This is a genomic window from Bradyrhizobium sp. USDA 4449 (genome assembly GCF_054056275.1).
The window spans coordinates 4,474,334-4,498,700 of sequence record NZ_JBSRYD010000001.1 but is presented as its reverse complement, the minus strand read 5'-3'; the positions used below and the strand labels follow the sequence as shown (position 1 = coordinate 4,498,700).

Genomic DNA, 24,367 nt, shown 5'->3' with positions numbered 1-24,367 from the left:
CGAGAGGCGAAGCGACAATAGGCCCGCGCGTTAATGCTAACGGCCGTGACGCAAAAGTCACAACAATCGGAGCAGGAATTCGATGGAGTAGAGCGCAAGACCAACCAGCCCGCCGATCAGCGAACCGTTGAAGCGGATGTATTGCAGGTCGCGCCCGATGTTGATCTCGATCAGCGAAATCAGCTGCGCCATGTCCCACGCCTTCACCTGGTCGGAGATGAAGGTCGAGACGCCGCTCTTCTGGTCGGCCACGAACCTGCGCAGCACCGTCACCAGGCCCATGTTGATCTCGCCGCGCAGCTCGGCATCGCCGGCGAGCGCATCGCCCGCCGAAACGAACATGCCGGCGAGGTGATGCTGCAGCACCTGCGTCTCGCCGCTCGCGCTGCGCTCGATGAAAGAGCGCGTATTGGCCCAGACGGTCCGGGCGAGATCGGCAAGCTCGGGCCGCGCCAGCAGGTCGCGCTTCAAGCCGTCGATGCGGTCGATGTAGGCCTGGTCGGTGCCGAGCCGGTCGACGAAGGTCAACACCATGCGGTCGAACTCGGCGCGGAATGGATGCTTGGGATCGCTGCGCACCTCATTGAAGAAGGCGGTGGCGGACGAGACGATCTTGTTCACCAGAAACTTGTCGGCGCGGTAGAGATTGAGCAGGGTCGGCAACTCCGCGCGCACCTTCTCGCGGATCATCGCCATCGTCTCTTTCTGATTCAACGTCTCGTGCATCACGCGCAGGAGATCGTCGAACAGGATCTGGTGCCTCCCCTCGGCAACAAACCCGCGCAGCGTGCCGGCGGCGAGCGGCGCGAGGTCGATCGCCTGAAGCTGCGAGGACATGCGGCGGATGATGAAGGTCATCAGGCCGGAGCTTTCGGTCGCGGACACCGCTTCCGGCAGCAGGCGCAGCACAAAGCGCGCGAGGTCGTCGCTGCGCTTGCGGTCGCGCAGCCAGTCGGCGACGAAAGAGCCGAAATCGATCTCCTTCAGCTTGGCCTCCACCGGCCCTGCCTCGAGGAAATGGACCTGGATGAATTCGCCGAGCTTGTCGGCGATCCGGGCCTGGTTGCTCTGGATGATCGCGGTATGCGGGATCGGCAGGCCGAGCGGCCGCCTGAACAGCGCGACCACGGCATACCAGTCGGCGAGGCCGCCGATCGTGGCGGCCTCTGCGAAGGCCGCGATGAAGCCGAACACGGGATGCACCGGCAGCAGCCATTTCGCGGCGACGAACAGCGTCAAGGTCGAGGCCAGCACCAGCGTCGCCAGCGCTTTCACGCGGCGCAGCTCAGCCGCCCGTTCGGCATCGCCAGGGGTGTCGAAGGAGAAGGTGGCCGGTGGGGTCATCACGCGATCACAGTACTCGTCATTGCGAGCGAAGCGAAGCAATCCAGAGTCTCTCCAAGGAGACAGACTGGATTGGTTCGCTTCGCTCGCAATGAGGGCGGCGGCGCAAAACAAAAGGCCCGCCGAAGCGGGCCTCGAATTTCAGTTTGCTCTCGGATTGCCAGATCAGGCGGTCTTGTAGACCTTGGCAAAATTGTCCTGAGCGGACTTCGCACCGTTGGCAGCAAGCTTGCCGAGATAGTCGGCGGTCGCCTTGGCGCGCGAGACGAACACTTCGCCGCGGGTGCGGAGCAGGCTCGACTGGATCTCGACGGCTTCGCTGACCGACTTGGCGGAGGCGAGCTTGTCGATGCCCGAGAAGAAGGCCTCGGCGTCTTCGTAGATCGCCTGCTGGATGTTGCGGCTGATCTTGCCGGCTTCAGTGACGGACTCCGTCACCGCGTTCTCGACGGCGGCGGTCACGCGCTCGGAGCCAGCGAACACTTCAGCGGCGCGGTCCTTGGCGGTGTTGGCGGTCTTCTTGACGAATTCGCGGGCAGCCTCGGGAACTTCCAGGTTCTGGATGTTCTTGAAAGCGTCTTTGAAGCCGTCGAAAGCGGAGTTGGTCTCGGTGGTCATGGGGTTCTCTCCATCCTCAGGGGTTGAGCTATGGGCTCACCCCGTCCTCAATGGCCCGGGGCACAACTTATATGGCACAGTTGATTGTGCGATGCAATATTCATGCTGCACCGCGATATCACGAAATCGTGAAAGCCTTATTTGGGGGCAATCTGCCGACGTCCTGGCCCGCCGCCTTCTGTGCATGGGGTTGATTTCCGGTTTCGATCGGCCCCTAGCGCTGGACGGCGTCCGGCAGCCCATAGGCCTCCATCTGGGCCTGGACCTGCGCGATGTTGTGGCCGAGCACGACGATGTCGTGGGTCTTGCCGCCGACATCCCGGACATGGTCCCGCAACAGGGCCTCGGCCTTGAAGCCGAGGCTCTCGAACAGTGCGATCGCCGCCTGCTGGTCGACCGTCATCTGGACCGAAAGCTTCTCCAGCCCCGCCCGGAGGGCGAGCGCAAAGGTTTCCTGCGACAGCGCCTTCCCCACCCCCTTCCCGCGCACGTCCTGCGAGACCACCATGCGGATCTCGCCGACATGGGGCGACCAGGAGTGAGGATCGCGCACCAGGGTGCCGCAGCCGACCACCCTGCCATCTTTCACCGCAAGCAGACTCTGAATCGCACCGCGCTCGATCTCCTTGACCCAGGCGGACAGCACCTTCGGCTCGCTGATGTTGCGCGGCAGGAACAACAGATCATGGGTCGGCAGGCCCTTGCCGAAGGCGAGCACCGCAGTTTCGTCCATAGGCGACATCAGGCGGATCTCGACGTCGCCCGCGTCGGTTCTGACGTGGCGTGGATAGGAACGCTGCTCACTCATGTCGATCTTGTCCCCAGCCAGGAATCCAGTTTCGGCCACAGCCGCTTGACCGCGTTGGCGCCTGCGACCAGCGAGACGTGACCGCCTTTCAGCATCACCTCTTCCTTGTCCGCGGAGCCGATCTTCGCGATCAGATGCTTTGCCGCGTCATAGGGCACGATGTGATCGTGCTCGGCGACCGCATGCAGGATCGGCACCTTGATGTTCTCAAGCTTCGCCGGACGGCCACCGACCGACATGGTGTCGTTGTAGAGCTTGTTGTCCCACATCAGGTCCTTGGTGATGGTGCGGAAATACTCGCCCGCCAGCGGCAGCGTGTCGGTCGCCCAGCGGTCGAACATCCGGTACGACTTCACGAACTCGTCGTTCCAGATGTTTTCCCAGAGCTGGATCTGGCTGACCGTGCGCGACGCCGGACGCAGCATCTCGAACGAGGACAGGATCATCTCCGGCGGCACGTTGCCGACGCTGTCGACGAGGCGGTCGACGTCGAAATAGCGGCGGTCGGAGAAATTCGAGAACAGCTTCATCTCGCGGAAGTCGATCGGCGTGGTGAAGCAGATCAAATTTTTCATCGGCCCCTCCGGGAAGATCGAGCCGTAGAGCAGCGACAGCACCCCGCCAAAGCAATAGCCGATGAGGGAGACGTCCTGCTCGCCGGAATCGGCCTGCACGCGGCGGACGCAATCCGGGATGAAGTCGAGGACGTAGTCCTCCATACGCAGGCTCTTCTCCTCCGGCCGCGGTGCGCTCCAGTCCAGCATGTAGACGTCGTAGCCGCGCTTCAAGAGGAACTCGATGAAGCTCTGGCCGGGCACGAGATCGAGAATGTAGCCGCGATTGGTAGTCGCCATCACGACCAGCACGGGCACCCGGTAGATCTCGTCCGTCATTGGCCGGTAGTGATAGAGGCTCATCGTGCCGCGCGAATGCAGCACGTCCTTTGGGGTCGATCCGAGCGTCGGGCCGGAGGTCGAGAAATATTCGACGCCCTTGATGCTGCGCTGGATGGCGCGCTGCACCTCGGCCTGGATGCGCTCCGGGATTGCTGCGAAATCAACTCCCGTCGGCGCGTTCATTTTGGCCCTCCGCTTTCGGACGGCGGGCGCTTTGTGCGCGGCGGCCGCGGCACGGCATCGATCGGCGACCCCGTGGAATTGGCCGACATCTTGCTCAGCATCGAGCTGATCTCGCCGAGCTGCGCCTCGATCGACTGAAGCCGCTCGGCGATGCCGGTCATTTGCTCGCGGCTCGGCAGATTCATCGAGAGCAAATACTTCTCCATGAGATCGCCGAATTGCTTCTGCGCACCTGCAGCCGCGCCGCCAGCCCGATTCATGGCCTGCGAGAATTCGGGCGTCTCCATCGCCTTGGTGGCAAACGAGTTGAACCCCTTCTCCATCTCGCCGACCATCTTCTGCCACAAGGCGACGGGGTCGGTGATCTTGTCGGTCATCGGCGTCCTCCAGGTCACGAGGGCTTCTTGCGCCCCTCTTTTGTCTCCATACCACACCGTTGCGACGGGCCGGTCAACGGCTAAGCGACAGGTCGATGTCGCACGCATGGCTTCTTTGCGGCGGCAAACCATGCAATACAATTCCCGCCTGGAAGCCAAGGGAGCACGCCGGTGAACGCCTCCGCCCATCAGCCGCCACAGACCGTCCGCGCCAACGGCATCGACATCTGCTATGAGATTTTCGGCAACGACAATGCCGAGCCGCTGCTGCTGATCATGGGGCTCGGGGCGCAGATGATCCACTGGGACGATGGGTTCTGCGAGCAGCTTGCAACGCACGGCTTTCGCGTGATCCGTTTCGACAACCGCGATATCGGCAAGTCGAGCCATCTCACGGGCGGCAGGCGGCTGACGCCGCTCGAGCTGCTGAAGCTGCGCTTGCTCAGGATTCCCGTCGCCGCGCCCTACAAGCTGATCGACATGGCCAGGGACACGGTCGGCCTGATGGATGCGCTCGGCATCAAGTCGGCGCATCTCGTCGGGGCGTCCATGGGCGGCATGATCGCGCAGGAGGTGACGCTGTCATTTCCCGAGCGCGTGCGCTCGCTGACCTCCATCATGTCGACCACGGGCAATCCGCGCGTGCCGCCACCGACGCGCGAGGCTGCCGCCATGCTGATGGCGCCGCCGCCGCGCAGCAAGGAAGAATTCATCACCCGCTTCGGCCAAACCTGGAAAATCCTGCGCGGCGGCTCCTTTCCGGAGGAAGAGGCGCTCGATCCTGATCGTGCCGAACGCGTCTTCGCCCGTGGGCTCAATCCGGCCGGCGTCGGCCGCCAGCTCCGCGCCGTGCTCGCCTCGGGCAGCCGCAAGGAAAGGCTGCACCACGTGACGACGCCGACACTGGTCATTCACGGCACTGTCGACCCGCTGGTGCGTCCCGAAGGCGGCAAGGACACAGCGGAGTCGATTCCGGGCGCAAAGCTGCTGATGATCGAGGGCATGGGCCACGCGCTGCCGATGCGGTTCTGGCCCGAGATCATCGGCGCCATCGACAAGCACGCGCATGGAGCGGCTGCAAAGGCGGCCTAGATCGGCGCAGCCGGTCTCCTCACGGTGACCATGTGAACTGCCGGTGACTCTCTTAACGCGAGCCGATGCAGGAGCTATAGAGGCTTCCCTCGATTACGATGCCTCTCGGAGTTCCCATGCATCTCATCGCTCGGTCGGCCGCAATGGCCGCCGTTTCGGTCCTCACGCTTTGCCTCGCCGGCGGCACCGCTTTTGCGGGTAGCGCGCAAGAAGAAGCCAATCGCAACGCCGTGCTGGCCTTCTACGAGAAGGGTCTCAATCAGAAAGACGTCGACGCAGCCCTCGCCTATGTCGGCGACCGTTACGTCCAGCACAATCCGAACGCGGCCGATGGACCGGAGGGTTTCCGAAAATTCATCGGCTTCCTGCGCGAAAAGTTTCCGAACTCGCACAGCGAGATCAAGCGCTCTTTCGTCGACGGCGACTACGTCATCCTGCACGTCAACGCGGTTCGCGAGCCCGGCACCAAGGGCAATGCGATCGTCGACATCTTCAAGCTGGAGAACGGCAAGATCGTCGAGCACTGGGACGTGGTTCAGCCGATCCCGGACAATCCGGCGAACAACAACACGATGTTCTAGCTTTTCTTCGCGATCCAGATCACGTGGCGAGCGCCGCCGCCTCTGCCGGTGGCGCGCACATTGACCTCGTTGACGTCGAAGCCGGCACGGCCAAGACGCTTGGTGAAGGCGGAGTTGGGTCCCGACGACCAGACAGCAAGAACGCCGCCGGCTCGCAGCGCCGCCTTCGCGGCCGTCAAACCGCTCGCACTGTAGAGCGCATCATTTCCCTTGCGGGTCAGCCCTTCCGGCCCGTTGTCGACATCGAGCAGGATGGCGTCAAACGCCGAGCTCTTGGCCCGGATCACTTCGCCGACGTCGGTCTCGCGGATGCTCACCCTGGCGTCATCGAGACTGTCGCCGAAAACTTCCGCCATCGGGCCTCGCGCCCAGGTGACGACCGCGGGCACCAGCTCGGAGACTACGATCTTCGCTTTGCTTCCGAGCACGGCAAGCGCCGCGCGCAGCGTAAAACCCATGCCGAGACCGCCGATGAGGACAGCCGGTTTTGCGACCTTCTCGATCTGTTTCGCGGCCAGCGTTGCAAGCGCGGCCTCGGAGCCCGACAGACGGTTGTTCATCAGCTCGTTGGTGCCGAGCTTGATCGAAAACTCCTTGCCGCGCCGCATCAAGCGGAGCTCTTCGTCGGAGCCGGGGATTTTGGCGGTGTCGATCTTTTCCCAGGGAATCATGGGAGTGCTTTAGCACGATCGGAAGAACAGTCACCCTCCCGCCCAGACGTCCAGCACATAGCGGTTGTTCGCGCCCATCTCCTCGATCCAGCGCGTGGCTGCGGCCGCATCGCTGCCGTTCTTTTCGCGATGGATCGCAACCAGCGCCGCCTTCACATCGGGCTCCATCTTGCCGCCGTCGCCGCAGACATAGATGATCGCGCCCTGCTCGATCAGCAGCCAGACCTTGTCCTTCTGGGCCGCGAGGACGTGCTGGACATAGGTCTTCGGCCCATCGGCGCGGGAGAACGCGGTGAAGAGCTCGGCGATGCCGCTTGCGGCGAGCGCCTTCAATTCGTCCGCGTAGAGAAAATCCTGGTCGGGATGGCGGCAGCCGAAGAACAGCATGGCCGGCCCAAGGCCGGCACCCATCGCCTTGCGCGCGGCGCGCTCCTGGAGGAAGCCGCGGAACGGCGCAAGTCCCGTGCCCGGGCCGATCATGATGATCGGTACTGATAAATCGTCGGGCAGCCGGAAACCGGCCTTGGTCTCGCGCACCGTGGCGTACATCGTATCGCCGGGGCGCCGGCTGGCAATGTAATTCGAGCAGATGCCTTTATAGACGCCGCACCCCGAAGCGGCTGGTCCCTCGACCACGCCAACCGTAACGCTGCAACGTGCCGGGTCGACCGAAGGCGAAGACGATATCGAATAGTAGCGCGGTGCCAGCAGCGAGAGCATTTCCAGATAGATGTGGAACGGCAATTCGCAGGCCGGATACTCGAGCAGCAAGTCGAACACCGATTTGCGTTTGCCCAGGATCTCACTACGGTATCGTTCGAGCATTTCAGGCTCTTCGCCAACGAAAGCCAGCAGCTTCGGCTTGGTGACCGGGCAGCGGGTGTGCTCAGCCATGATCTGGATCTGCTTCCGCGTCGCCACCTGCTGCAGCTCGACGAACTCGCTGAGCAGCCTGCCGACCGACACGGCTTCGCCGACCGGCAATTGCGCGCGGCGGCCCTCGGCGACCTGAAGCTTGATCTGATCGGCCGGCAGGAAGCCGAAGCGGCGGGCGACGGAATCCACCAGTGTCGGATCGTTGCGCGGGACGACGCTCAAGTGATCACCGACGCGGTAGCTGATATTGAGCGGCAGCCGCACCTCGATATGGCGTGTGGAGCGCTCCGATGGATTGGGGCCTGACTTGTTCTGAAGCTCGTCATTGACCAGCACTTTCATCGCGACAGCGCCGCCCTGGGCCACGATGGTATTGACGGCAGTGACCGCGACAGGCTCGATCGCGTAGAGCGGATCGTCTTCGGCGGTGCGGGTGAAGTTCCAGTCGATGCCGAATTCCCTGGTCGCGACCTGGGCCGCCGCCGGGAACCACTTCTGGAACTGGCCGTCGAGATCGCTGCGCGCATCGCCCTCACCGCGCGGATAGACCGCGCGTGCGCCGTGCTTCGATAGTTGCTCGTCGATGAAGCGCGGCACCGATTGATAGGTCGCGGCCCAGTCACTGTTGCCGCAGCCGAACACGGCGTAGCGCACATTGACAAAGGCATCTTGCGGCAGATCTTCACCGAGCCACTTGACGAATTGCGTCGCATTGTCAGGCGGCGCGCCATTGTAGGAGGCGCAGATGATCAACACGCCGCCCTGCTGCGGCAGCTTGCCGACGAAATCGTCGAGCGGTCCGAGATGCACGGCAAAGCCGTTGATCTCGGCAAGATCAGCCATGCGCGTCGCGAGTTCCTCGGCCGTGCCCAGATTGGAGCCGTAAAGGACGAGCATCGGCGTGTTATGGCCGGGACGCGTGGTCGGCCGACGCGGCGCCCGCGGCGCAACAGCCACGGCCGCGACAGGCCCGCCATAGGCGCCGCGCTCGCGATCCGCCCGCGGCCGCACCTTGATCTTGAAGCCTTCCGGCTTCATCGTCAGCGTTTCCTTCAGGTGCATCTGATAGCGCCGATGGTCGATCAGCTTGAAGCGCTGGAGGATCATGCCGAGTGCAAGCGCCGCTTCGTGCATGGCGAAACCGCGGCCGATGCAGGCGCGCTGGCCGTTGCCGAATGGCTTCCACGCGTTGATCGGCCGCTTGGCCTCCGCTTCCTTGCTGAAGTTCTCGGGATCGAAAGCATCGGGATTGGGTCCCCAGACGGTGGGGTCGCGATGCAGCGCGGTTACCAGGATCGTGGTGAACGTGCCCTTCCTGAGCCTGTACTTGCCGCCACCGATGGTTTCGTCATTCAACGGCGAGATGCCGTAGGCCGGCGCAGGTGGCCACAGCCGCAGCGCCTCTTTCAGGATCTGCGTGACATAGGTGAGCTCGGTCACCTGCTGGTAGGTCGGCTTCGCATTGACGTCGGGGCCCAAGACGCGATCGACCTCGTCATAGGCCTTTTTGAGAATGTCCGGGTGCTTCAGCAACGCATAGAGCGTGCAGGATAGGAGGCCGCTGGTGGTCTCGTGGCCCGCGATCAGGAACGTGTTGATCTGGTAACGGATGTTGACATCGTCCAGCTGCTCGCCGGTCGAGCGGTCGACGCCGGTCATCATCGCGGCCAGCATGTCCTTCTTGTGATCGATGGCTTCGGCGCTCTTGCGGCGCTCGGCGATGATCTCGTCGACCATCCTGTTCATGAAGTTGACGTCCTCGCCCAGTGTCTTACGCCGCTTCTGCATCCAGAGCTGCTCGAACGGCAGGCCGCGCGTCATCATGATGGTTTCGAGCGAACGCACCAGTGACTCGACGAAGGGGTGGTAGTCGCGCCGGTAGAACGAGTTGAAGCGGTAGTCGAAGCCGCAGAGGCCGATCGTGTCCAGCGTCAGCGCGGTCATGTCGTGGACGACGTCGATCTCGTCGTCGGCGTTCAGCCGCTCCCATTTGTGGACGAGCTGCTCGGCGATGTCGACCATGCTCGGATGGTAGGACTGCATGGCGCGGTTGCCGAACGGCTGCAGCAGGATGTTATGCGCCTTGCTCCAGTTCGGCTCCTTGGTGTCCGCCGTGAACAGGCCATCGCCGCCGACCGCACGCACACGCCGCAGCGCCCCGCGCACCGTCTTGTCGAAGCGCTTTTCGTCGGAGAGCTCGTCGACGAGATCGTGGCCGGACACGACCACGATCGGTGAGCCCATCATGTCGAGCCAGAAGATCGGCCCGAGCTCCTTGGCCAGCCTCGTCAGATGCTGGACAGGCGCGGCCGAATCCAGCGACAGCATGTTTCCGATCACCGGCTTGGTCGGCGGCTGCGGAATCGGATCCAGACGGTTCTTGGATGACATTAAAAGTGCTTCCCCTGCCTCGGTCTTCAACGCCTTGCGAGGGAAGCGAAGCAATCCAGAAATCCGTCCGTGGACACTTTCCTGGATTGATCCGTCGCTTCGCTCCTCGCAACTAGCCAAACCGCCTTCTACGCCATTCGATCAAGACGGCGCTGACTTCTTCCGGCTTCTCCTGCTGCGTCCAATGGCCGCTATCCTTCACCAGGTATCTTTCGAGGTCCGCCACCAGCCCCTCCATGCCGTCGGCCGCCGACGGCGGCAGCACCGCGTCGTTCTCGGCCATGATCATCAGCGACGGCACGGTGATGTGGTGGTCGAGCCCTTGCGAGCGCTCCCAGTTGCGGGTGAAATTGCGGTACCAATTGATGCCGCCGGTGAAGCCGGTTTTCGTGAACGTGTCGACGAACACCTGCTTCTCCTCCGCCGTCAGGATCGGCGTCCGCGGATCGACCTTGGCATCGTAGGCCGCGATCATCTGGGGAAACGCCAGATTGGTCCTTGACGAGGCGCCGACGCCTGCGATCGGCGGCTCTCCTGATTTCTCTGCCGGCCGCGGCAGCGGCTTGCGCATGAAGGCGTCGAACGTCTGCTCGACACGGCTGCCGAAAATCCTGTCCGGTTCGCGCGCGGGATCCTGGAACTGGACGATGTACATCTGGTCGCCGAAGCGCTGGCGGAACAGCGCGATCGGATCCATCGGCGAACGGTCCCAATGCGGCGTGTTGACACCGACGACGCCGGCCGCGCGGTTGGGGTGCCGCAGCGGCATCTGCCAGACGACGAAGCCACCCCAATCGTGGCCAACGAAGATCGCCTTGTCGATGCTGAGATGATCCAGCAGGCCGACCAGATCGCCGGTCAGGTGCTCCATGTCATAGGCCTCGACCGGCTCGGGCCGATCGGTCGCCCCGTAGCCGCGCTGGTCCGGCGCGATCACACGGATGCCGGCCTCGCTCAGCGCCTTGATCTGGTGGCGCCAGGAGAAGGCGAGCTCCGGCCAGCCATGGCACAGCACCACCGGCGGCTTGTCGGTGACGGGACCCGCCTCGTAATAGCCCATGCGGATTCCGTTCGTCTGCGCGAACCTCAGCGGCGGCATTTCAATCATTGCGAACTTCCTGACAAACGACTTATTCGGCTGCGCCCTTGATGTCGGCCGCAGGCGGCGCGTAGGCCGCTTCGAGCGCGGCAAACTCCTCCGGCAGCATGTCGCACATCACCTGCACATGCGGAATGATGTTGGCACCTACGATGAAGCCGAAATCGAGCTGGTCGCGGTAGCTCTGCACGGTGATGTTGAGCGCCTGTCCGTGCGTCGAGATCGAAACCGGGAAAATGTGCAGCAGCTCGGCGCCAGCCGCGTAGAGCGTCTGCCTTGGCCCCGGCACGTTGGACACGGTGATGTTGGCCGCAGGCGGCAGCACGTCCGACAGGTCCGAACGGCTGTAGAGCAGTGCCAGGATCTGGACGATGATCGGCGCGCCCAGCATCGAGATGTTGGAGACCTGCGGCATCAAGGCTCGCAGCGGATGCGACATCTCCTTGGACTTGGTTGACTGCGCGATGATGGCCTCGAGCCGCGCCTTGGGATCCTCGATATTGGTCGCGATCGAACAGATCATGCCGAACACCTGGTTGTTGGCTTCGGTGTTGCCCTCCTCGCGCAGCGAGATCGGCACAGCGGCGGTCAGCGACTTCGCCGGCAGCGTGCCGTATTGCAGGAGATAGCGCCGGACCACGCCGGAGGCGAGCGCCAGCACGACGTCATTGAGCTTGCCGCCCGCCGCCTTGGCCAGCGCCTTGGATCGCGACAGCGAGATCGACACGCCGGCAAAGCTGCGCTCCGACGAAATCGCCTTGTTGAGCATGGTCGGCGGCGACACCATGCTGGCTAGGCTCTCGCGCGACTTCGGGTCGGAGATCTTGCCGAGCACGTCGGAGACGCTCTTGACCACGGTCGGAATGTTGCCGGCGAAGCGCACCGCGCTTTCGATCTGATACATCGCGTTGTCGAACAGGATCGAACCGATGTCGCTCTTGCCGGTGCGCGGCAGTCGCAGGTTCTGGGCGGCCTTGCCGGCATCGAGTGGCTGGTTGAACAGCTGCGCATAGGAATCGAGCAGATTGGCGGCGATGTCGCGCGGCTCCTGCCCCGGCTTCGATCCGCCGGTCGGCGGCTCGACCTTCCGCGGAATCGGCGAGATGTCGTAAATCATGTTGGTCAGGGCCGCACCGGCGCCACCATCGATGGCCGCATGATGCATCTTGGAATAGAGCCCGACCTCATTGTCCTTCATGCCCTCGAACACGTAGAACTCCCAGAGCGGGCGGGCGCGGTTCAGGAGCTTGGCATGCATCCAGCCGACGATGCGCTCGAGCGTGGCGCGGTCACGCGGCGCCGGCAGGCTGGCGCGGAAGATGTGACGGTCGATGTCGAACTGGTCGTCCTCGACCCAGGTCGGATGATCGATATCCAGCGGCGCCTTCTCGAGGCGCGCTTTCAGGATCGGCGCGATGTGCAGCCGCGAGACGATCATCGCCTTGAAGTCTTCGAAGAAGTCGCCCTTGTAGTCGTCAGGCAGACGAAAGATCGCCATGCTACCGACATGCATCGGCATCTCTGGCGTTTCCAGATAGAGAAACGACGCATCCAGCGACGAAAGCTTCTTACCGTCAGCCATAGTTCCCTCCGCTTGTGTGTGACTGGCGCCTTTGCTGGCGCTTCTCGTCAGGCCGATACTGCCCGCTCTGGCGGGGCATATGCAATGGCAAACGGCCCTGCCCGGTCGAATGGCCAGAACTCTCCCTCCGGTTGAGCCAGGCGATCTGCAACGGCCCACAACGCAGCCGGGTTCACCCCGAGCCCGACATGGCTCGCCAAATGCACCTCGATGTTCTCGGCCCGATCGGAGGCGTGCAGAAGGCAGGTACGCCAATTCACGACGCCGTCCGTGCGCGAATAGATCGAGGTCGCGGGCACGTTGAGATCGCCGGCAATCGCTGCGCGCTGCTCGGCGAAATCCTCGACCCGCTCGCCTGACAATGCCTCGTAGAGCGCGGTCGCGTTGGTCGCCCGCACGTCATTGGCGAAGGGGCTGCCAAGCGTGATCACGGACCGGACCATGTCCGGCGCATGGAGCGCGAGGTCACGGGCATAGACGCCGCCGAGACTCCATCCGACCAGGCTGACTTTCCTTCCACTGGCCGCGTGGATTTCGACGAGGCGGGCGCGAAGGACGTCCCGCATCCGCGCCAATCCGCCGAGATTGCGGCCCATCCGCCAGGCGTGGGGCTCATAGCCGAGTTCGCCGAGATAGCGCCGCATCGGCGCCATCGAGAGATCGCTGGCAAGAAAGCCCGGCAGCGCCAGCACCGGATGGCCGTCGCCCCTGGGCGCGCGCATCAGCAGCGGCGACAGCAGGAGGCTGGCGTTGAGTTCAAACAGCCCTCGGGCCTCGGCAAGCAACAGGCCAAGGCTCGGCGGACGAAGCCGGCCCGGCGGCTGCGGCCCGTCCGGCCCTGATGTCAGTACTTCTTCTTGTCGCCGCTGCGCGGGCCACCGAGACCGGCCATGGTCACGAACATGTCCTGAAATCGTTCCGCGAGCTTGGGATCAAAGGTAAACCAGCTCTGGATCAGCGATTCCGGCGAGACCTTGTCGATGTTGCTCAGGACCTGCTGCTGCAGCTTGTCCATGACCGCCATCTGCATCGGCGATACATCGGGCAATCCGAAGAACTGGCGGGCCTCGAGGGGAGTGCAGTCGATTTCGATGTTAACTTTCATGTCCCCTCCGGATGAGATTCGAGTGGCCTTACACAGTATCGCCGCGACATGGTCTGCGACGCAAGCGACCTGAGACGCGGGGCTGGGCGCCGTCTTCCGCAATCAGGGCATATGGTCAATCAAATCGCTCCGCCCCGATCGCGCGCCGCCGGGCCGCCGCAGAGGCTATTCCCGCCCCATTTTCGAGACCTCGCGGTCGAAAGTCGAATGTCGCCCGCGCGCCTCTCGCGCCAAAATGCCTGTCAGCATTGCTGCACAGCGGTGCAACTTGGCGCGTTCCTTGCTGGAATGGCGCTTGCACGGGTCGAGAACTCTGGGCAACATGGATCGATCAGCCCCGCCGAACAATCAAAAATGACGGCGCGGGTGAGTGGAGAGGGTCAAGAATGTCAGTCGGACGAAGTCTTTTTGCGGCGACGCTCGCCGCTGTGCTTGCGTTGGCAGTTTCGCCGGCGTCGAGCCAGACGCTGCGCTACGCCAACCAGGGCGAGCTGAAGTCGCTCGACCCCTACACACTCAACGAGTCGACCACCAGCGCGCATCTGGGCCACGTCTATGAGGGCCTGGTCGCCCGCGGCAAAGACCTGAAGGTCATCCCGGCGCTGGCCGAAAGCTGGGAGACGCCGGAGCCGACGCGTTGGCGCTTTCACCTCCGCAAGGGCGTCAAATTCCACAACGGTGACCCCTTCACCGCCGATGACGTGGTGTTCTCGGCCGAGCGCGTCCGAGCAAAAGGCTCGAACTTCCAAAGCCGCGTTCCCGCCGATGCCAAGGTCATCAAGGTCGACGATTACACCGTCGATTTCGTCCTGACCTCGCCCAACCCCATCCTGACCGCGCTGTGGGCGACCTGGTATATCATGGACAAGAAATGGGCAGAGGCGAACGATGCGGTGGCACCGACGCCCGCAGCCGCGACAACCCCGAGCTATGCCTCGCTGCATGAAAACGGCACCGGTCCCTTCACGATCGAGAGCCATCAGCCGGGTGTGAAGACCGTCTTCAAGGCCAACCCGAACTGGTGGGGCAAGCCGGAACATAATCTGAAGGAAATCGTCTTTACGCCGATCGCAAACCCCGCCACGCGCGTTGCGGCGCTGTTGTCCGGCGAGGTCGACGTGATCGAGCCGGTTCCTGTCCAGGACATCGAGCGCGTCAAAGCAAGCCCCAACGCCACCGTGCTGACGGGGCCTGAACTCCGCACCATCTTCGTTGGCATGGACCAGGCGCGCGACGAACTGCTGTACTCCAACGTCAAGGGCAAGAACCCATTCAAGGACGTTCGCGTTCGCGAAGCCGTCTACCGTGCGATCGACGTCGACCTGATCAAGAATCGCGTCATGCGCGGGCTGTCCACGCCGTCCGCGTTGATGGTCGCACCCGAGATCTTTGCGATGTCGAAGGACTTCACGCGACCGAAGCTCGATCCCGACGCCGCCAAGAAGCTTCTGGCGGACGCTGGGTATCCGGATGGTTTCGAGGTGACGATGGACTGCCCGAACGATCGCTACGTCAATGACGCCGCGATCTGCCAGGCCATCGTCGGCATGCTTGCCCGCATCAACATCAAGGTAGATCTGCTGGCGCAGCCCAAGGCCCAGTATTTCGCCAAGGTGCTGAAGCCCGGTGGCTACAAGACCTCGCTGTACATGCTGGGCTGGACTCCGGATACGCTCGATTCCCATAACGTGTTGCACGACATCATGGGCTGCCGCGACGATCCCAAGGATCCTAACCGTGGCGAAGCCAATCTCGGCGGCTATTGCAACAAGCAGTTCGACGAGCTCGCCGACAAGGTGCTCGTGGAATCCGATCCGACCAAGCGCGATCTCTTGATCAAGCAGGCCTTCGAGCTCTCCATGAAGGACTGGGCCTACATCCCGCTGCACCAGCAGGCGCTCGCCTGGGGCGTGTCGAAGAAGGTGAAGCTGACCCAGCGTGCGGACAACATGGTCATGCTCTACTGGGCGACCAAGCAGGACGAGTAGGTGTCGACATGTTGTGAAGTCCCGGAAGCCATCGCTTCAAGATCCGGCTTCCGGGACTTGCTATTTCGAGCTAACGCAATGACGCGTGCTGCTGAAGAGATGTGAAAGGAACAGATGCTCGCTTTCACACTGCGCCGGGCCATCCAGGCCATCGGCGTCATGATCGCCGTCGGAATCATCGCGTTCTCGATGTTCCGCTTCGCCGGCGATCCCGTGAACCAGATGGTCGGGATGGATACGTCGGGCGCCGAACGCGCCGCGATCCGTCAATCGCTCGGCCTCGACGATCCCGTGATCGTGCAGTTCGGCCGATATATCGGCAACGCCGCGCAATTCAAGTTCGGCGTATCCTACCAATTTCGCCTGCCGGTCACCAACCTGCTGATGGAGCGGATGCCGGCGACGCTCGAGCTGGCCATCGTTGCCACCATCTTCGCCATGGTCAGCGGCATCCTGATGGGGGTCTATTCGGCGCTTCGCCGCGACAGCTGGCTCGCGCATGTCTTCCAGGCCGTCTCGCTGATCGGCATCTCGCTGCCGACCTTCCTGATCGGCGTCCTCATGATTTACCTGTTCTCGGTGACCCTCGGCTGGCTGCCGTCCTTCGGGCGGGGAGACGTCGTGCATATCGGCTGGTGGACGACTGGCCTTCTGACCTTGTCCGGCTTGAAAGCGCTGATCATGCCCGCGATCACACTTGGCCTGTTCCAGATGACGCTGATCATGCGCCTCGTCCGCGCCGAGATGCTCGAGGTGATGCGCACCGACTACATTCGCTTCGCCCGCGCACGCGGCCTCACCACGCGGGCGATCCATTTCGGGCACGCGCTGCGCAACACGCTGGTTCCCGTGATCACCGTGGCCGGCCTGCAATTTGGCTCGGTCATTGCTTTCGCCATCATCACCGAGACCGTGTTCCAGTGGCCGGGCATGGGGCTGCTGTTCGTGCAGGCCGTTCAGAACGTCGACATCCCGATCATGGCGGCCTATTTGATGATGGTGTCCCTGATCTTCGTCACCATCAATCTCGTGGTTGATATTCTCTACACCATCGTCGATCCGCGGCTGCGCTCGACGGTCAGCCGGGCGCACTAACATGAGCGAAGCCGTCGTTCCGCACACAACCGAGCGCCCTGCGGCCCCACCCGGCTGGTTCAGGCGCGCGCTCGACAGCGACCTGTTCTATTCGTTCCGCCGGTCCAAGGTCACCATGATCGCGGCGGCCGTGACGCTGCTGTTCTTCCTGGTCGCGATCTTCGCCTCGGTGCTGTCGGTACAAAATCCGTTCGATCCGGCACAACTCCAGCTGATGAATTCGCGCATCTCGCCGCTCTGGACCTCCGACGGCCAGAGCCCATTCCTGCTCGGCACCGACGAGCAGGGCCGCGACGTGCTGTCCGCAATTCTCTATGGACTGCGCATCTCGCTGCTCGTCGGCGTGCTCGGCGTGGTCCTGTCCGGCGCGATCGGCATCCTGCTCGGGTTGACGGCCGGCTATTTCGGCGGGGCCGTCGACGGACTGATCATGCGCATCGCCGACGTACAGCTTTCGTTTCCGGCTATCCTGATCGCGCTGTTGATCAATGGCATCGCCAAATCGGTCTTGGGCAACAAGCTCGACGAGATGAGCATGTTGGCGGTCCTGGTCTTCGCGATCGGGCTGAGCTTTTGGGTGCAATACGCGCGCACGGTGCGTGGCTCGGTCCTGGTCGAGAAGAACAAGGATTATGTCGCAGCCGCGCAGTTGATCGGCCTGCCCGCCCCCGTGATCATGCTGCGCCACGTGCTGCCGAACACCACGGGGCCGATCCTCGTGATCGCCACCATCAACCTCGCGCTTGCCATCATCACCGAGGCGACGCTGTCGTTCCTCGGCTCGGGCATGCCCGAGACAATGCCGTCGCTCGGCACGCTGATCCGCATCGGCAACGGCTATCTGTTTGCCGGCGAATGGTGGATCGTCGCCTTCCCCGGAATTGCGCTCGCGGCGCTGATCCTGTCGATCAACCTGCTCGGCGATTGGCTGCGCGATGCGCTCAACCCCAAACTCCGATGAGCATGCAGCGTTCATGACCGAACCCGTTCTCTCCGTCCGCAATCTCCAGGTCGAGTTCGCCTCACGACGCGGCACGCTGCGCGCCATCAATGGCGTCTCGTTCGACATCGCCAAGGGCGAAGTGCTGGGCGTCGTCGGCGAATCCGGCGCCGGCAAATCCGTCACCGGTCTTTCGGTGATCGGCCTGATCGATCCGCCCGGCCGCATCGCCGGCGGCGAGATTCGCCTCGCGGGCCTGCGCATCGACAATCTGCCTCCGGAGGAGATGCGCCGCGTTCGTGGAAAGCGCATCGGCATGATCTTCCAGGATCCGCTGACCTCGCTCAATCCGCTGTACAAGGTCGGCGACCAGATCGTGGAGACGATCCGGACCCATCTCAATCTCTCCGAACAGGCCGCCCGCCGCCGGGCCATCGATCTGCTCGCCGAAGTCGGCATCCCCGCCCCGGAAAAGCGCATCGACGGCTATCCCCACGAATTCTCCGGCGGCATGCGCCAGCGCGTGGTGATTGCACTCGCGATCTGCGCCGAGCCGGAGCTGATCATTGCGGATGAGCCCACCACCGCACTCGATGTCTCCGTGCAGGCGCAGATCATCTCGCTGATCAAGCGGCTCGGGCGCGACCACGGCACCGCCGTGATGCTGGTGACCCACGACATGGGCGTGATCGCCGAGACCTCCGACCGCGTCGCGGTGATGTACGCCGGCCGGGTCGCCGAGATTGGCCCCGTGCAGGACGTCGTCAGGAACCCGCTGCATCCCTATGCCAAGGGCCTGATGGGCGCGATCCCGACACTGGCCGGCGACGACAAGCGCCTGGTGCAGATCCCGGGCTCGATGCCGCGCCTGTCGGCGATCCCGCGTGGCTGCGCGTTCAATCCGCGCTGCGACTCCGCCTTCGATCGTTGCCGGGTGGAACGGCCGGAGCCGCTGTCGCACGGGACGCAATCGGTTGCCTGTCATCTTTATGACAGCGAGCCGGCGGAGACCGCAGCATGAGCACGCCTTTCGTCCAGGCCACAAATCTGCGCCGCGTCTTCGACGTCTCTAAACCCTGGCTCAACCGCGTCCTCGAAGGTGGGCATCTTGAGTATCTCAAGGCCGTCGATCACGTCACCTTCGACATCAAAAAAGGCGAAACCTTTGCACTGGTCGGTGAGTCCGGCTCGGGGAAAACCACCGTGGCGCGCATGGTCGTCGGGCTGCTGCCACCAAGCTCCGGCGACGTCCTGATCGACGGCGTCTCGATGACCGATCCGCGGCAAGGCCAGGCGCGCCGAAGGCTGCGCCGCCGCATCCAGATGATCTTCCAGGATCCCTATGCCAGCCTGAACCCGCGCTTCCGGGTCGACGCCATCATCTCGGAGCCGATCCGCGCCTTCGACCTGATCCAGGGTGAGCGCGACGTCCAGGCGCGCGTCGGCGAGCTCCTGACTCTCGTCGGCTTGCATCCCGACGACCGGTTGAAATTCCCGCACGAGTTCTCGGGCGGCCAGCGCCAGCGCATCGCGATCGCGCGCGCTCTTGCCTCCGACGCCGAATTCATCGTCTGCGACGAACCGACTTCGGCGCTCGACGTCTCCGTGCAGGCGCAGATCCTGAACCTGATGCGCGATCTCCAGGACAAGTTCGGCCTGACCTATTTGTTCATCAGCCACAACCTCGCCGTGGTCCGCCACATGGCGAGCCGGGTGGGTGTGATGTATCTCGGCCGCATCGTCGAGATCGCGGAAGGGCGCGAGCTGTTCACCCGTCCGCGCATGCCGTACACCAAGATGCTGCTCGGCGCCGTGCCTGATCTTGCCATGAGCGGCCGCCAGCGCATTCCGGTGAAGGGCGAGATCCCGAACCCGATCAATCCGCCGCCTGGCTGCGCCTTCAACCCGCGCTGTCCGCTGGCGTTCGACCTCTGCCGCAAGGAGACTCCGGAATTGATCGACGGCGTCGCCTGCCATGCGGTGAACACCGCGCCGGTCCCGGCATAACGCGCCCGTGCCATGCGGCGCACGCATTGGCGGCACGGCATGGCCTGTGATCAATTGCGCGCCGCAGATGAGGTAGCCCATGGCCAGCAACGTCAATCCGGATCCCTTCACAACGCGGCCCGAGATCGAGGGCACGTTCGGCGTCGTTGCCACGACCCACTGGATCGCGACCGCCATAGGCATGTCCATCCTGGAAAAGGGCGGCAACGCGTTCGACGCCGGGGTCGCCACCGCGTTCACGCTTCAGGTGGTCGAGCCGCATCTGAATGGCCCCGGCGGCGATGTGCCTGTTATCGTGCATGACGCGAGGCGCGGCTGCACCGAGGTGATCTGCGGCCAGGGCCCGGCGCCGGCGCGCGCCACCATTGCCCATTACAAGAGCGAAGGCCTCGACATGGTGCCCGGCACCGGCCTGCTTGCGGCCTGCGTCCCCGGCACTTTCGAATCCTGGATGATGCTGCTGCGGGACTACGGCACGATGCGTGTGCGCGACGTGCTGGAGCCAGCGATCTCCTACGCACGCGACGGCTATCCGCTGGTCGAGCGCGCTTGCGCCACGATCCGGACCGTCGAGCAATTGTTCCGCAAGCACTGGCCGACCTCCGCCGCCGTCTACCTGCCGAACGGCGAGGTCCCGAAGCCCGGCACGATCTTCACCAACAAGACGCTGGCTGCGACCTACACCCGCATTCTCAACGAGGCCGAGAGCGGCGGCGGTGGCCGCGAGACCGAGATCGAGCGCGCGCGGAAATCATGGTCGCAGGGTTTTGTCGCGGAAGCCATCGACAAATTCTGCCGGACGCAGGAGGTGATGGACGTCAGCGGCTCGCCGCATCGCGGCGTGCTCTCGGCCGACGACATGGCGCGCTGGCAGCCAACGATCGAGGCGCCCCTCACCTACAACTATGGCCGTTACACCGTCTGCAAGGCCGGCGTCTGGAGCCAGGGGCCGGTGACGCTGCAGCAGCTCGCGCTGCTCAAGGGATTCGCGCTGGACGGGCTCGACCCGACCGGGCCGGAATTCATCCATCTCCAGATCGAATGCGCCAAGCTTGCCTTCGCCGACCGCGAAAAATTCTACGGCGATCCGAAGTTCTCGGACATCCCGATAGAGACACTACTATCGGATGGCTACAACGACCAGCGCCGCAAGCTCGTGACCGAGAAGGCCTCGCTCGATTTCGTCCCCGGCACCGTCGAAGGCTTCGGCGGCGTGGTCAAGCTGCGCCGCGCCGACGGCCAGCGCGAAGCGGTCGGCGCGCTCGGCGCCGGCGAGCCGACCGTCGGACGCTTCGGCGAGGTGCGCGGTGACACCGTGCATTTCGACATCGTCGACAAGGCTGGCAACATGGTGTCCTCGACGCCTTCGGGCGGTTGGCTGCAATCCTCGCCAATCATTCCCGAGCTCGGCTTCTGCCTCGGCAGCCGTGCGCAGATGTTCTGGCTCGAGGAAGACCATCCCGGCTCGCTCGCCCCGGGCAAGCGGCCACGCACCACGCTGTCGCCGACCATGGCATTGCGTGACGGCGAGCCGTATCTCGCCTGGGGGTCGCCCGGCGGCGACCAGCAGGATCAATGGATCACGCAGTTCTTCCTGCGCCATGTCCATTGCAACCTCAATCTCCAGGAGGCGATCGACGCCCCGGCCTGGCACTCCGAGCACTTCCCGATCTCGTTCTGGCCGCGCACCGCACGTCCGGGTGTGCTCGTGGTCGAGAACCGCGTGCCCAAAGCGACGGTCGAGAACCTTCGCGAGCGCGGACATATCGTCGAGGTCGGCCCCGACTGGTCAGAGGGCCGCCTCACCGCGGCCTCGCGCGTCGGCGTGCGCCGCCGCGCCGCCGCCAATCCGCGGGGCATGCAGGGTTACGCCGCGGGACGCTGAAGGCAACACATGACCTGGTCGATCATCGCGCGAGACCCTGCCACCGGCCAGTTCGGCATCGCCGTTGCGACCCGCTTCTTCGCCGTCGGCGCGCGCGTGCCCTATATCGCGGCGGGCTTCGGCGCGATCGCGACCCAGGCCTTCGTCAACCCCTATTACGGCATCGACGGCGTCAAGTTGCTGCGCGAGGGCCTGAACGCTCACGATGTCCTCGCCACACTGCTCGCGTCCGACGACGGCCGCGAAAGCCGGCAGATCCACATCATGGATGCGAGCGGCGCGATCGCCGCGCATACCGGGCGCGACTGCGTCGATTGGTGCGGGCACATACGAGGCAGCGGCTTTTCGATCGCCGGCAATATGCTCGCGGGCCCCGACGTCCCAGCCGAAACAGCGAAGACTTATATCGCCAATGACAGCCTGCCCTTTCCGCGCCGGCTGCTGGCGGCGATGCGCGCGGGCGAAGCTGCCGGCGGCGACAAGCGTGGCAAGCAGTCCGCGGCGCTGCTGATCCATGGCGAGGAGGAATGGCCGGCGCTGGACATCCGCGCCGACGACCATCCCGACCCGCTCGGCGAACTCGACCGCCTCGAACGCGTCAGTCACGAGCTCTGGGTTCACTTCCGCTCGTCCATGCCGACGCGGCAGAACCCGGCCGGCAATACCGACCGCAGCGTCATCGAGGCCAGCATCAAAGCGGCGCAGGCAAGGCAAGCATGAGCGCGAGCCCCCTCCTCGAGATCAAGGATCTGCGCATCCGCTTTCACGGCGACGACGGCCGCATCACCCATGCGGTCGACAGCCTCGATCTCAGCGTGGCCAACGGTGCGACGCTCGGCCTTGTCGGCGAATCCGGCTGCGGCAAGAGCGTGACTTCGCTGGCAATCATGGGCCTGCTGCCGAAGCACAGCGCCGAGATATCGGGCGCGATCCGCTTCGACGGTTTTGACCTGCTGAAGACACCGGACCAGACGCTGCGCGGCTTGCGCGGCAACCGGCTCGCGATGATCTTTCAGGAGCCGATGACCTCTCTCAATCCGAGTTTTACGATCGGCGACCAGATCATCGAGACGATCTTGCGCCACCGTGGCGGCGCCCGAAAGGGTGCGCGCGAGCGGGCAATCGAGCTGCTGCGGCGGGTCCATATCCCCTCGCCCGAACGGCGCATCGACGAATATCCCCACAAGCTCTCAGGCGGCATGCGCCAGCGCGTCATGATCGCAATGGCGCTGGCCTGCGACCCGCAACTGCTGATCGCGGATGAGCCAACCACCGCGCTCGACGTCACGTTGCAGGCCCAGATCCTGGAGTTGATGCGCGAGTTGAAGGCAGCGAGCGGCGCCGCCATCATCCTTATCACCCACGATCTCGGCGTCGTCGCCGAAGTCTGCGACGAGGTCGCGGTGATGTATGCCGGCGAGATCGTCGAGCGCGCCCCTGTCGACGAATTGTTCTCGGCGCCGCAGCATCCCTATACCGTGGGCCTGCTTGGCTCGATCCCGCGGCTCGACCATCGCGCCGAGCAACTGGCGACCATTGAAGGCATGGTGCCGAACATGGCACAGCCGCCCGCCGGCTGCCGCTTCGCCGCGCGCTGTCCCTTCGTGCTGGAGGCCTGCACAAAGGCGCCGCCGCCACTGATGGCCGTCAGCCCCGGCCACGTCTCGCGCTGCATCCGCGCACCGCTCGAACTGCTGGTGACGTGATGGCGCTGCTCGATGTCGACGGCCTGGTCAAGCATTTCGTCGCCGGGCGCTCGTTGTTCGGCCGGGCCCGGGCGCATGTCAAAGCCGTCGATGGCGTGTCGTTCTCGCTCGAAGCCGGCAAGACGCTTGCCTTGGTCGGTGAGTCCGGTTGCGGCAAATCGACCGTCAGCCGCCTGGTGCTGCGGTTGATCGAGCCGGATGCAGGCAGCGTGCGGTTCGACGGCCGCGACCTGCTCTCGCTCGACGCCGATGCGCTCCGAAAATTCCGCCGCGAGGCCCAGATCATCTTCCAGGATCCCTACGCCTCGCTCAATCCACGCATGACCGTCGGCCAGGTCCTGACCGAACCGCTCGCGCTCCACGAACTCGTGCCGCCGGCACAGCGGCGCGAGCGCGTCGCGCAGCTATTGCGGCTCGTCGGGCTGGAGCCGCGGCTGGCGCGGCGCTATCCGCACGAGTTCTCCGGCGGCCAGCGCCAGCGTATCGCCATCGCGCGCGCGCTGGCGGTCGAGCCAAAACTGATCATCTGCGACGAGCCGGTCTCGGCACTCGACGTCTCGATCCGTTCGCAGATATTGAATCTCCTGCGCGAACTACAGGACCGGCTCGGCCTCGCCTACATCTTCGTCTCGCACGACCTCGCCGTGGTCAAGCACATCGCCGACCGCGTCGCAGTGATGAATCTCGGCTGTATCGTGGAAGAGGCCGATGCGGACGAGTTGTTCGCCGAGCCACGCCATCCCTACAGCCGTGCCCTGTTGTCCGCGATCCCCCTGCCGCAACCTCGCGCCAGGCGCGCGAAGGCCGTGCTGCAAGGCGAGATCCCGAGCGCGCTCAATCCGCCGGCGGGCTGTCGTTTCCATACCCGCTGCCCGTTCGTGATCGCGCGTTGCTGCACCGAGGCGCCCCCATTGGCGGCCGACGGCGCGGGCCACGCCACCGCCTGCCATCGCGTCGATGAGTTGCCCCCAGCCGACGCCATCCTGCCGGCTGCGGCCGGATTTACGCCGGCGCTGGCGAAATTGGTCGCAGCTTTCAGCCGAAAGACGGAAGGCGCGGCCCCCTCGGGTGTTGGTATACAGAGTGCAAGGCCTACGACGACGTAGCCGGAGCAATGGGGACT

At 64.2% G+C, this 24,367-nt stretch carries 22 protein-coding genes; 11 read left to right on the top strand and 11 right to left on the bottom strand.

The genetic code is table 11. From position 1 onward, the window contains the following. Nucleotides 1-57: 57 nt before the first annotated feature. The 5 genes from ACVIIW_RS20975 to ACVIIW_RS20955 form a co-directional block, all read right to left on the bottom strand. Nucleotides 58-1,344, bottom strand: coding sequence for a DUF445 domain-containing protein (locus ACVIIW_RS20975; RefSeq protein WP_456702458.1), 1,287 nt, complete (start codon nucleotides 1,342-1,344; stop codon nucleotides 58-60). 165 nt (nucleotides 1,345-1,509) lie between these two features. Then, nucleotides 1,510-1,962, bottom strand: a complete 453-nt coding sequence (locus ACVIIW_RS20970; protein ID WP_456702457.1) for a phasin — start codon at nucleotides 1,960-1,962, stop codon at nucleotides 1,510-1,512. A 214-nt stretch (nucleotides 1,963-2,176) separates the two neighbouring features. Further along, entirely contained in the window at nucleotides 2,177-2,770 is a 594-nt protein-coding gene (locus ACVIIW_RS20965; RefSeq protein ID WP_456702456.1) for an N-acetyltransferase family protein, read from the bottom strand. Continuing rightward, on the bottom strand, nucleotides 2,767-3,849 hold the full coding sequence (locus ACVIIW_RS20960; protein WP_456702455.1) for a PHA/PHB synthase family protein: 1,083 nt from the start codon (nucleotides 3,847-3,849) through the stop codon (nucleotides 2,767-2,769). Before ACVIIW_RS20960 ends, ACVIIW_RS20965 begins: the two co-directional genes overlap by 4 nt. After that, on the bottom strand, nucleotides 3,846-4,226 hold the full coding sequence (locus ACVIIW_RS20955; RefSeq protein ID WP_456702454.1) for a hypothetical protein: 381 nt from the start codon (nucleotides 4,224-4,226) through the stop codon (nucleotides 3,846-3,848). Before ACVIIW_RS20955 ends, ACVIIW_RS20960 begins: the two co-directional genes overlap by 4 nt. A 171-nt stretch (nucleotides 4,227-4,397) precedes the next feature. Here ACVIIW_RS20955 and ACVIIW_RS20950 point away from each other — a divergent pair, with 171 nt between their 5' ends. Both ACVIIW_RS20950 and ACVIIW_RS20945 read left to right on the top strand, forming a co-directional pair. Next, complete coding sequence (locus tag ACVIIW_RS20950) at nucleotides 4,398-5,318, top strand: alpha/beta fold hydrolase (RefSeq protein ID WP_456702453.1); 921 nt, start codon at nucleotides 4,398-4,400, stop codon at nucleotides 5,316-5,318. Between the two features lie 116 nt (nucleotides 5,319-5,434). Next, a complete protein-coding gene (locus tag ACVIIW_RS20945; protein WP_456702452.1) occupies nucleotides 5,435-5,899 on the top strand; it encodes a nuclear transport factor 2 family protein in 465 nt (154 codons plus the stop codon). On the opposite strand, the gene ACVIIW_RS20940 is transcribed toward ACVIIW_RS20945, so the two are convergent. From ACVIIW_RS20940 to ACVIIW_RS20915, 6 genes are all read right to left on the bottom strand, one after another. After that, on the bottom strand, nucleotides 5,896-6,570 hold the full coding sequence (locus ACVIIW_RS20940; protein ID WP_456702451.1) for a spermidine synthase: 675 nt from the start codon (nucleotides 6,568-6,570) through the stop codon (nucleotides 5,896-5,898). The two genes, ACVIIW_RS20945 and ACVIIW_RS20940, sit on opposite strands and share 4 nt — an antisense overlap. A gap of 30 nt (nucleotides 6,571-6,600) precedes the next feature. After that, nucleotides 6,601-9,837 (bottom strand): bifunctional cytochrome P450/NADPH--P450 reductase, encoded by a 3,237-nt coding sequence (locus ACVIIW_RS20935; protein ID WP_456702450.1) that lies wholly within the window; start codon nucleotides 9,835-9,837, stop codon nucleotides 6,601-6,603. A 112-nt stretch (nucleotides 9,838-9,949) separates the two neighbouring features. Continuing rightward, a complete protein-coding gene (locus ACVIIW_RS20930) occupies nucleotides 9,950-10,945 on the bottom strand; it encodes an alpha/beta fold hydrolase (RefSeq protein WP_456702449.1) in 996 nt (331 codons plus the stop codon). Nucleotides 10,946-10,967: 22 nt separating this feature from the next. Further along, nucleotides 10,968-12,518 carry a WS/DGAT/MGAT family O-acyltransferase gene (locus tag ACVIIW_RS20925; RefSeq protein ID WP_456702448.1) on the bottom strand — a complete coding sequence of 517 codons (1,551 nt, stop codon included), beginning with the start codon at nucleotides 12,516-12,518 and terminating at the stop codon, nucleotides 10,968-10,970. Nucleotides 12,519-12,565: 47 nt separating this feature from the next. Then, nucleotides 12,566-13,366, bottom strand: a complete 801-nt coding sequence (locus ACVIIW_RS20920) for a lipase family alpha/beta hydrolase (protein WP_456705216.1) — start codon at nucleotides 13,364-13,366, stop codon at nucleotides 12,566-12,568. Then, nucleotides 13,363-13,623 carry a DUF6489 family protein gene (locus ACVIIW_RS20915; RefSeq protein ID WP_456702447.1) on the bottom strand — a complete coding sequence of 87 codons (261 nt, stop codon included), beginning with the start codon at nucleotides 13,621-13,623 and terminating at the stop codon, nucleotides 13,363-13,365. The genes ACVIIW_RS20920 and ACVIIW_RS20915 overlap by 4 nt, the downstream gene beginning before the upstream one ends. A 386-nt stretch (nucleotides 13,624-14,009) precedes the next feature. Between ACVIIW_RS20915 and ACVIIW_RS20910 the strand changes: the two genes are divergently transcribed. The 9 genes from ACVIIW_RS20910 to ACVIIW_RS20870 all read left to right on the top strand — a co-directional run bounded on the left by ACVIIW_RS20910 (nucleotide 14,010) and on the right by ACVIIW_RS20870 (nucleotide 24,350). Beyond that, nucleotides 14,010-15,611 (top strand): ABC transporter substrate-binding protein, encoded by a 1,602-nt coding sequence (locus tag ACVIIW_RS20910; RefSeq protein WP_456702446.1) that lies wholly within the window; start codon nucleotides 14,010-14,012, stop codon nucleotides 15,609-15,611. Nucleotides 15,612-15,725: 114 nt separating this feature from the next. Further along, nucleotides 15,726-16,706 carry an ABC transporter permease gene (locus ACVIIW_RS20905; protein WP_456702445.1) on the top strand — a complete coding sequence of 327 codons (981 nt, stop codon included), beginning with the start codon at nucleotides 15,726-15,728 and terminating at the stop codon, nucleotides 16,704-16,706. 1 nt (nucleotide 16,707) lies between these two features. Then, nucleotides 16,708-17,667, top strand: a complete 960-nt coding sequence (locus ACVIIW_RS20900) for an ABC transporter permease (protein WP_456702444.1) — start codon at nucleotides 16,708-16,710, stop codon at nucleotides 17,665-17,667. A gap of 13 nt (nucleotides 17,668-17,680) precedes the next feature. Continuing rightward, the gene (locus ACVIIW_RS20895; RefSeq protein WP_456702443.1) at nucleotides 17,681-18,667 is read left to right on the top strand and encodes an ABC transporter ATP-binding protein; all 987 of its coding nucleotides are present in this window, start codon (nucleotides 17,681-17,683) and stop codon (nucleotides 18,665-18,667) included. Next, on the top strand, nucleotides 18,664-19,653 hold the full coding sequence (locus ACVIIW_RS20890; protein ID WP_456702442.1) for an ABC transporter ATP-binding protein: 990 nt from the start codon (nucleotides 18,664-18,666) through the stop codon (nucleotides 19,651-19,653). Before ACVIIW_RS20895 ends, ACVIIW_RS20890 begins: the two co-directional genes overlap by 4 nt. 79 nt (nucleotides 19,654-19,732) lie before the next feature. Then, nucleotides 19,733-21,538, top strand: a complete 1,806-nt coding sequence (locus ACVIIW_RS20885; protein ID WP_456702441.1) for a gamma-glutamyltransferase family protein — start codon at nucleotides 19,733-19,735, stop codon at nucleotides 21,536-21,538. A 9-nt stretch (nucleotides 21,539-21,547) separates the two neighbouring features. Beyond that, nucleotides 21,548-22,258, top strand: coding sequence for a DUF1028 domain-containing protein (locus ACVIIW_RS20880; protein ID WP_456702440.1), 711 nt, complete (start codon nucleotides 21,548-21,550; stop codon nucleotides 22,256-22,258). Beyond that, nucleotides 22,255-23,244 (top strand): ABC transporter ATP-binding protein, encoded by a 990-nt coding sequence (locus ACVIIW_RS20875; protein ID WP_456702439.1) that lies wholly within the window; start codon nucleotides 22,255-22,257, stop codon nucleotides 23,242-23,244. The genes ACVIIW_RS20880 and ACVIIW_RS20875 overlap by 4 nt, the downstream gene beginning before the upstream one ends. Next, nucleotides 23,244-24,350, top strand: a complete 1,107-nt coding sequence (locus ACVIIW_RS20870) for an ABC transporter ATP-binding protein (protein WP_456702438.1) — start codon at nucleotides 23,244-23,246, stop codon at nucleotides 24,348-24,350. Before ACVIIW_RS20875 ends, ACVIIW_RS20870 begins: the two co-directional genes overlap by 1 nt. Nucleotides 24,351-24,367 lie beyond the last annotated feature (17 nt).

What these genes read in the sequence shown, in the direction of transcription:
- ACVIIW_RS20880 (WP_456702440.1), top strand. Translation starts at nt 21,548, where the DNA reads ATGACCTGGTCGATCATCGCGCGAGACCCTGCCACCGGCCAGTTCGGC.
- ACVIIW_RS20940 (WP_456702451.1), bottom strand. Translation starts at nt 6,570, where the DNA reads ATGATTCCCTGGGAAAAGATCGACACCGCCAAAATCCCCGGCTCCGAC.
- ACVIIW_RS20905 (WP_456702445.1), top strand. Translation starts at nt 15,726, where the DNA reads ATGCTCGCTTTCACACTGCGCCGGGCCATCCAGGCCATCGGCGTCATG.
- ACVIIW_RS20975 (WP_456702458.1), bottom strand. Translation starts at nt 1,344, where the DNA reads ATGACCCCACCGGCCACCTTCTCCTTCGACACCCCTGGCGATGCCGAA.
- ACVIIW_RS20970 (WP_456702457.1), bottom strand. Translation starts at nt 1,962, where the DNA reads ATGACCACCGAGACCAACTCCGCTTTCGACGGCTTCAAAGACGCTTTC.
- ACVIIW_RS20910 (WP_456702446.1), top strand. Translation starts at nt 14,010, where the DNA reads ATGTCAGTCGGACGAAGTCTTTTTGCGGCGACGCTCGCCGCTGTGCTT.
- ACVIIW_RS20955 (WP_456702454.1), bottom strand. Translation starts at nt 4,226, where the DNA reads ATGACCGACAAGATCACCGACCCCGTCGCCTTGTGGCAGAAGATGGTC.
- ACVIIW_RS20965 (WP_456702456.1), bottom strand. Translation starts at nt 2,770, where the DNA reads ATGAGTGAGCAGCGTTCCTATCCACGCCACGTCAGAACCGACGCGGGC.
- ACVIIW_RS20895 (WP_456702443.1), top strand. Translation starts at nt 17,681, where the DNA reads ATGACCGAACCCGTTCTCTCCGTCCGCAATCTCCAGGTCGAGTTCGCC.
- ACVIIW_RS20935 (WP_456702450.1), bottom strand. Translation starts at nt 9,837, where the DNA reads ATGTCATCCAAGAACCGTCTGGATCCGATTCCGCAGCCGCCGACCAAG.
- ACVIIW_RS20900 (WP_456702444.1), top strand. Translation starts at nt 16,708, where the DNA reads ATGAGCGAAGCCGTCGTTCCGCACACAACCGAGCGCCCTGCGGCCCCA.
- ACVIIW_RS20885 (WP_456702441.1), top strand. Translation starts at nt 19,733, where the DNA reads ATGGCCAGCAACGTCAATCCGGATCCCTTCACAACGCGGCCCGAGATC.
- ACVIIW_RS20870 (WP_456702438.1), top strand. Translation starts at nt 23,244, where the DNA reads ATGGCGCTGCTCGATGTCGACGGCCTGGTCAAGCATTTCGTCGCCGGG.
- ACVIIW_RS20945 (WP_456702452.1), top strand. Translation starts at nt 5,435, where the DNA reads ATGCATCTCATCGCTCGGTCGGCCGCAATGGCCGCCGTTTCGGTCCTC.
- ACVIIW_RS20875 (WP_456702439.1), top strand. Translation starts at nt 22,255, where the DNA reads ATGAGCGCGAGCCCCCTCCTCGAGATCAAGGATCTGCGCATCCGCTTT.
- ACVIIW_RS20915 (WP_456702447.1), bottom strand. Translation starts at nt 13,623, where the DNA reads ATGAAAGTTAACATCGAAATCGACTGCACTCCCCTCGAGGCCCGCCAG.
- ACVIIW_RS20925 (WP_456702448.1), bottom strand. Translation starts at nt 12,518, where the DNA reads ATGGCTGACGGTAAGAAGCTTTCGTCGCTGGATGCGTCGTTTCTCTAT.
- ACVIIW_RS20960 (WP_456702455.1), bottom strand. Translation starts at nt 3,849, where the DNA reads ATGAACGCGCCGACGGGAGTTGATTTCGCAGCAATCCCGGAGCGCATC.
- ACVIIW_RS20890 (WP_456702442.1), top strand. Translation starts at nt 18,664, where the DNA reads ATGAGCACGCCTTTCGTCCAGGCCACAAATCTGCGCCGCGTCTTCGAC.
- ACVIIW_RS20930 (WP_456702449.1), bottom strand. Translation starts at nt 10,945, where the DNA reads ATGATTGAAATGCCGCCGCTGAGGTTCGCGCAGACGAACGGAATCCGC.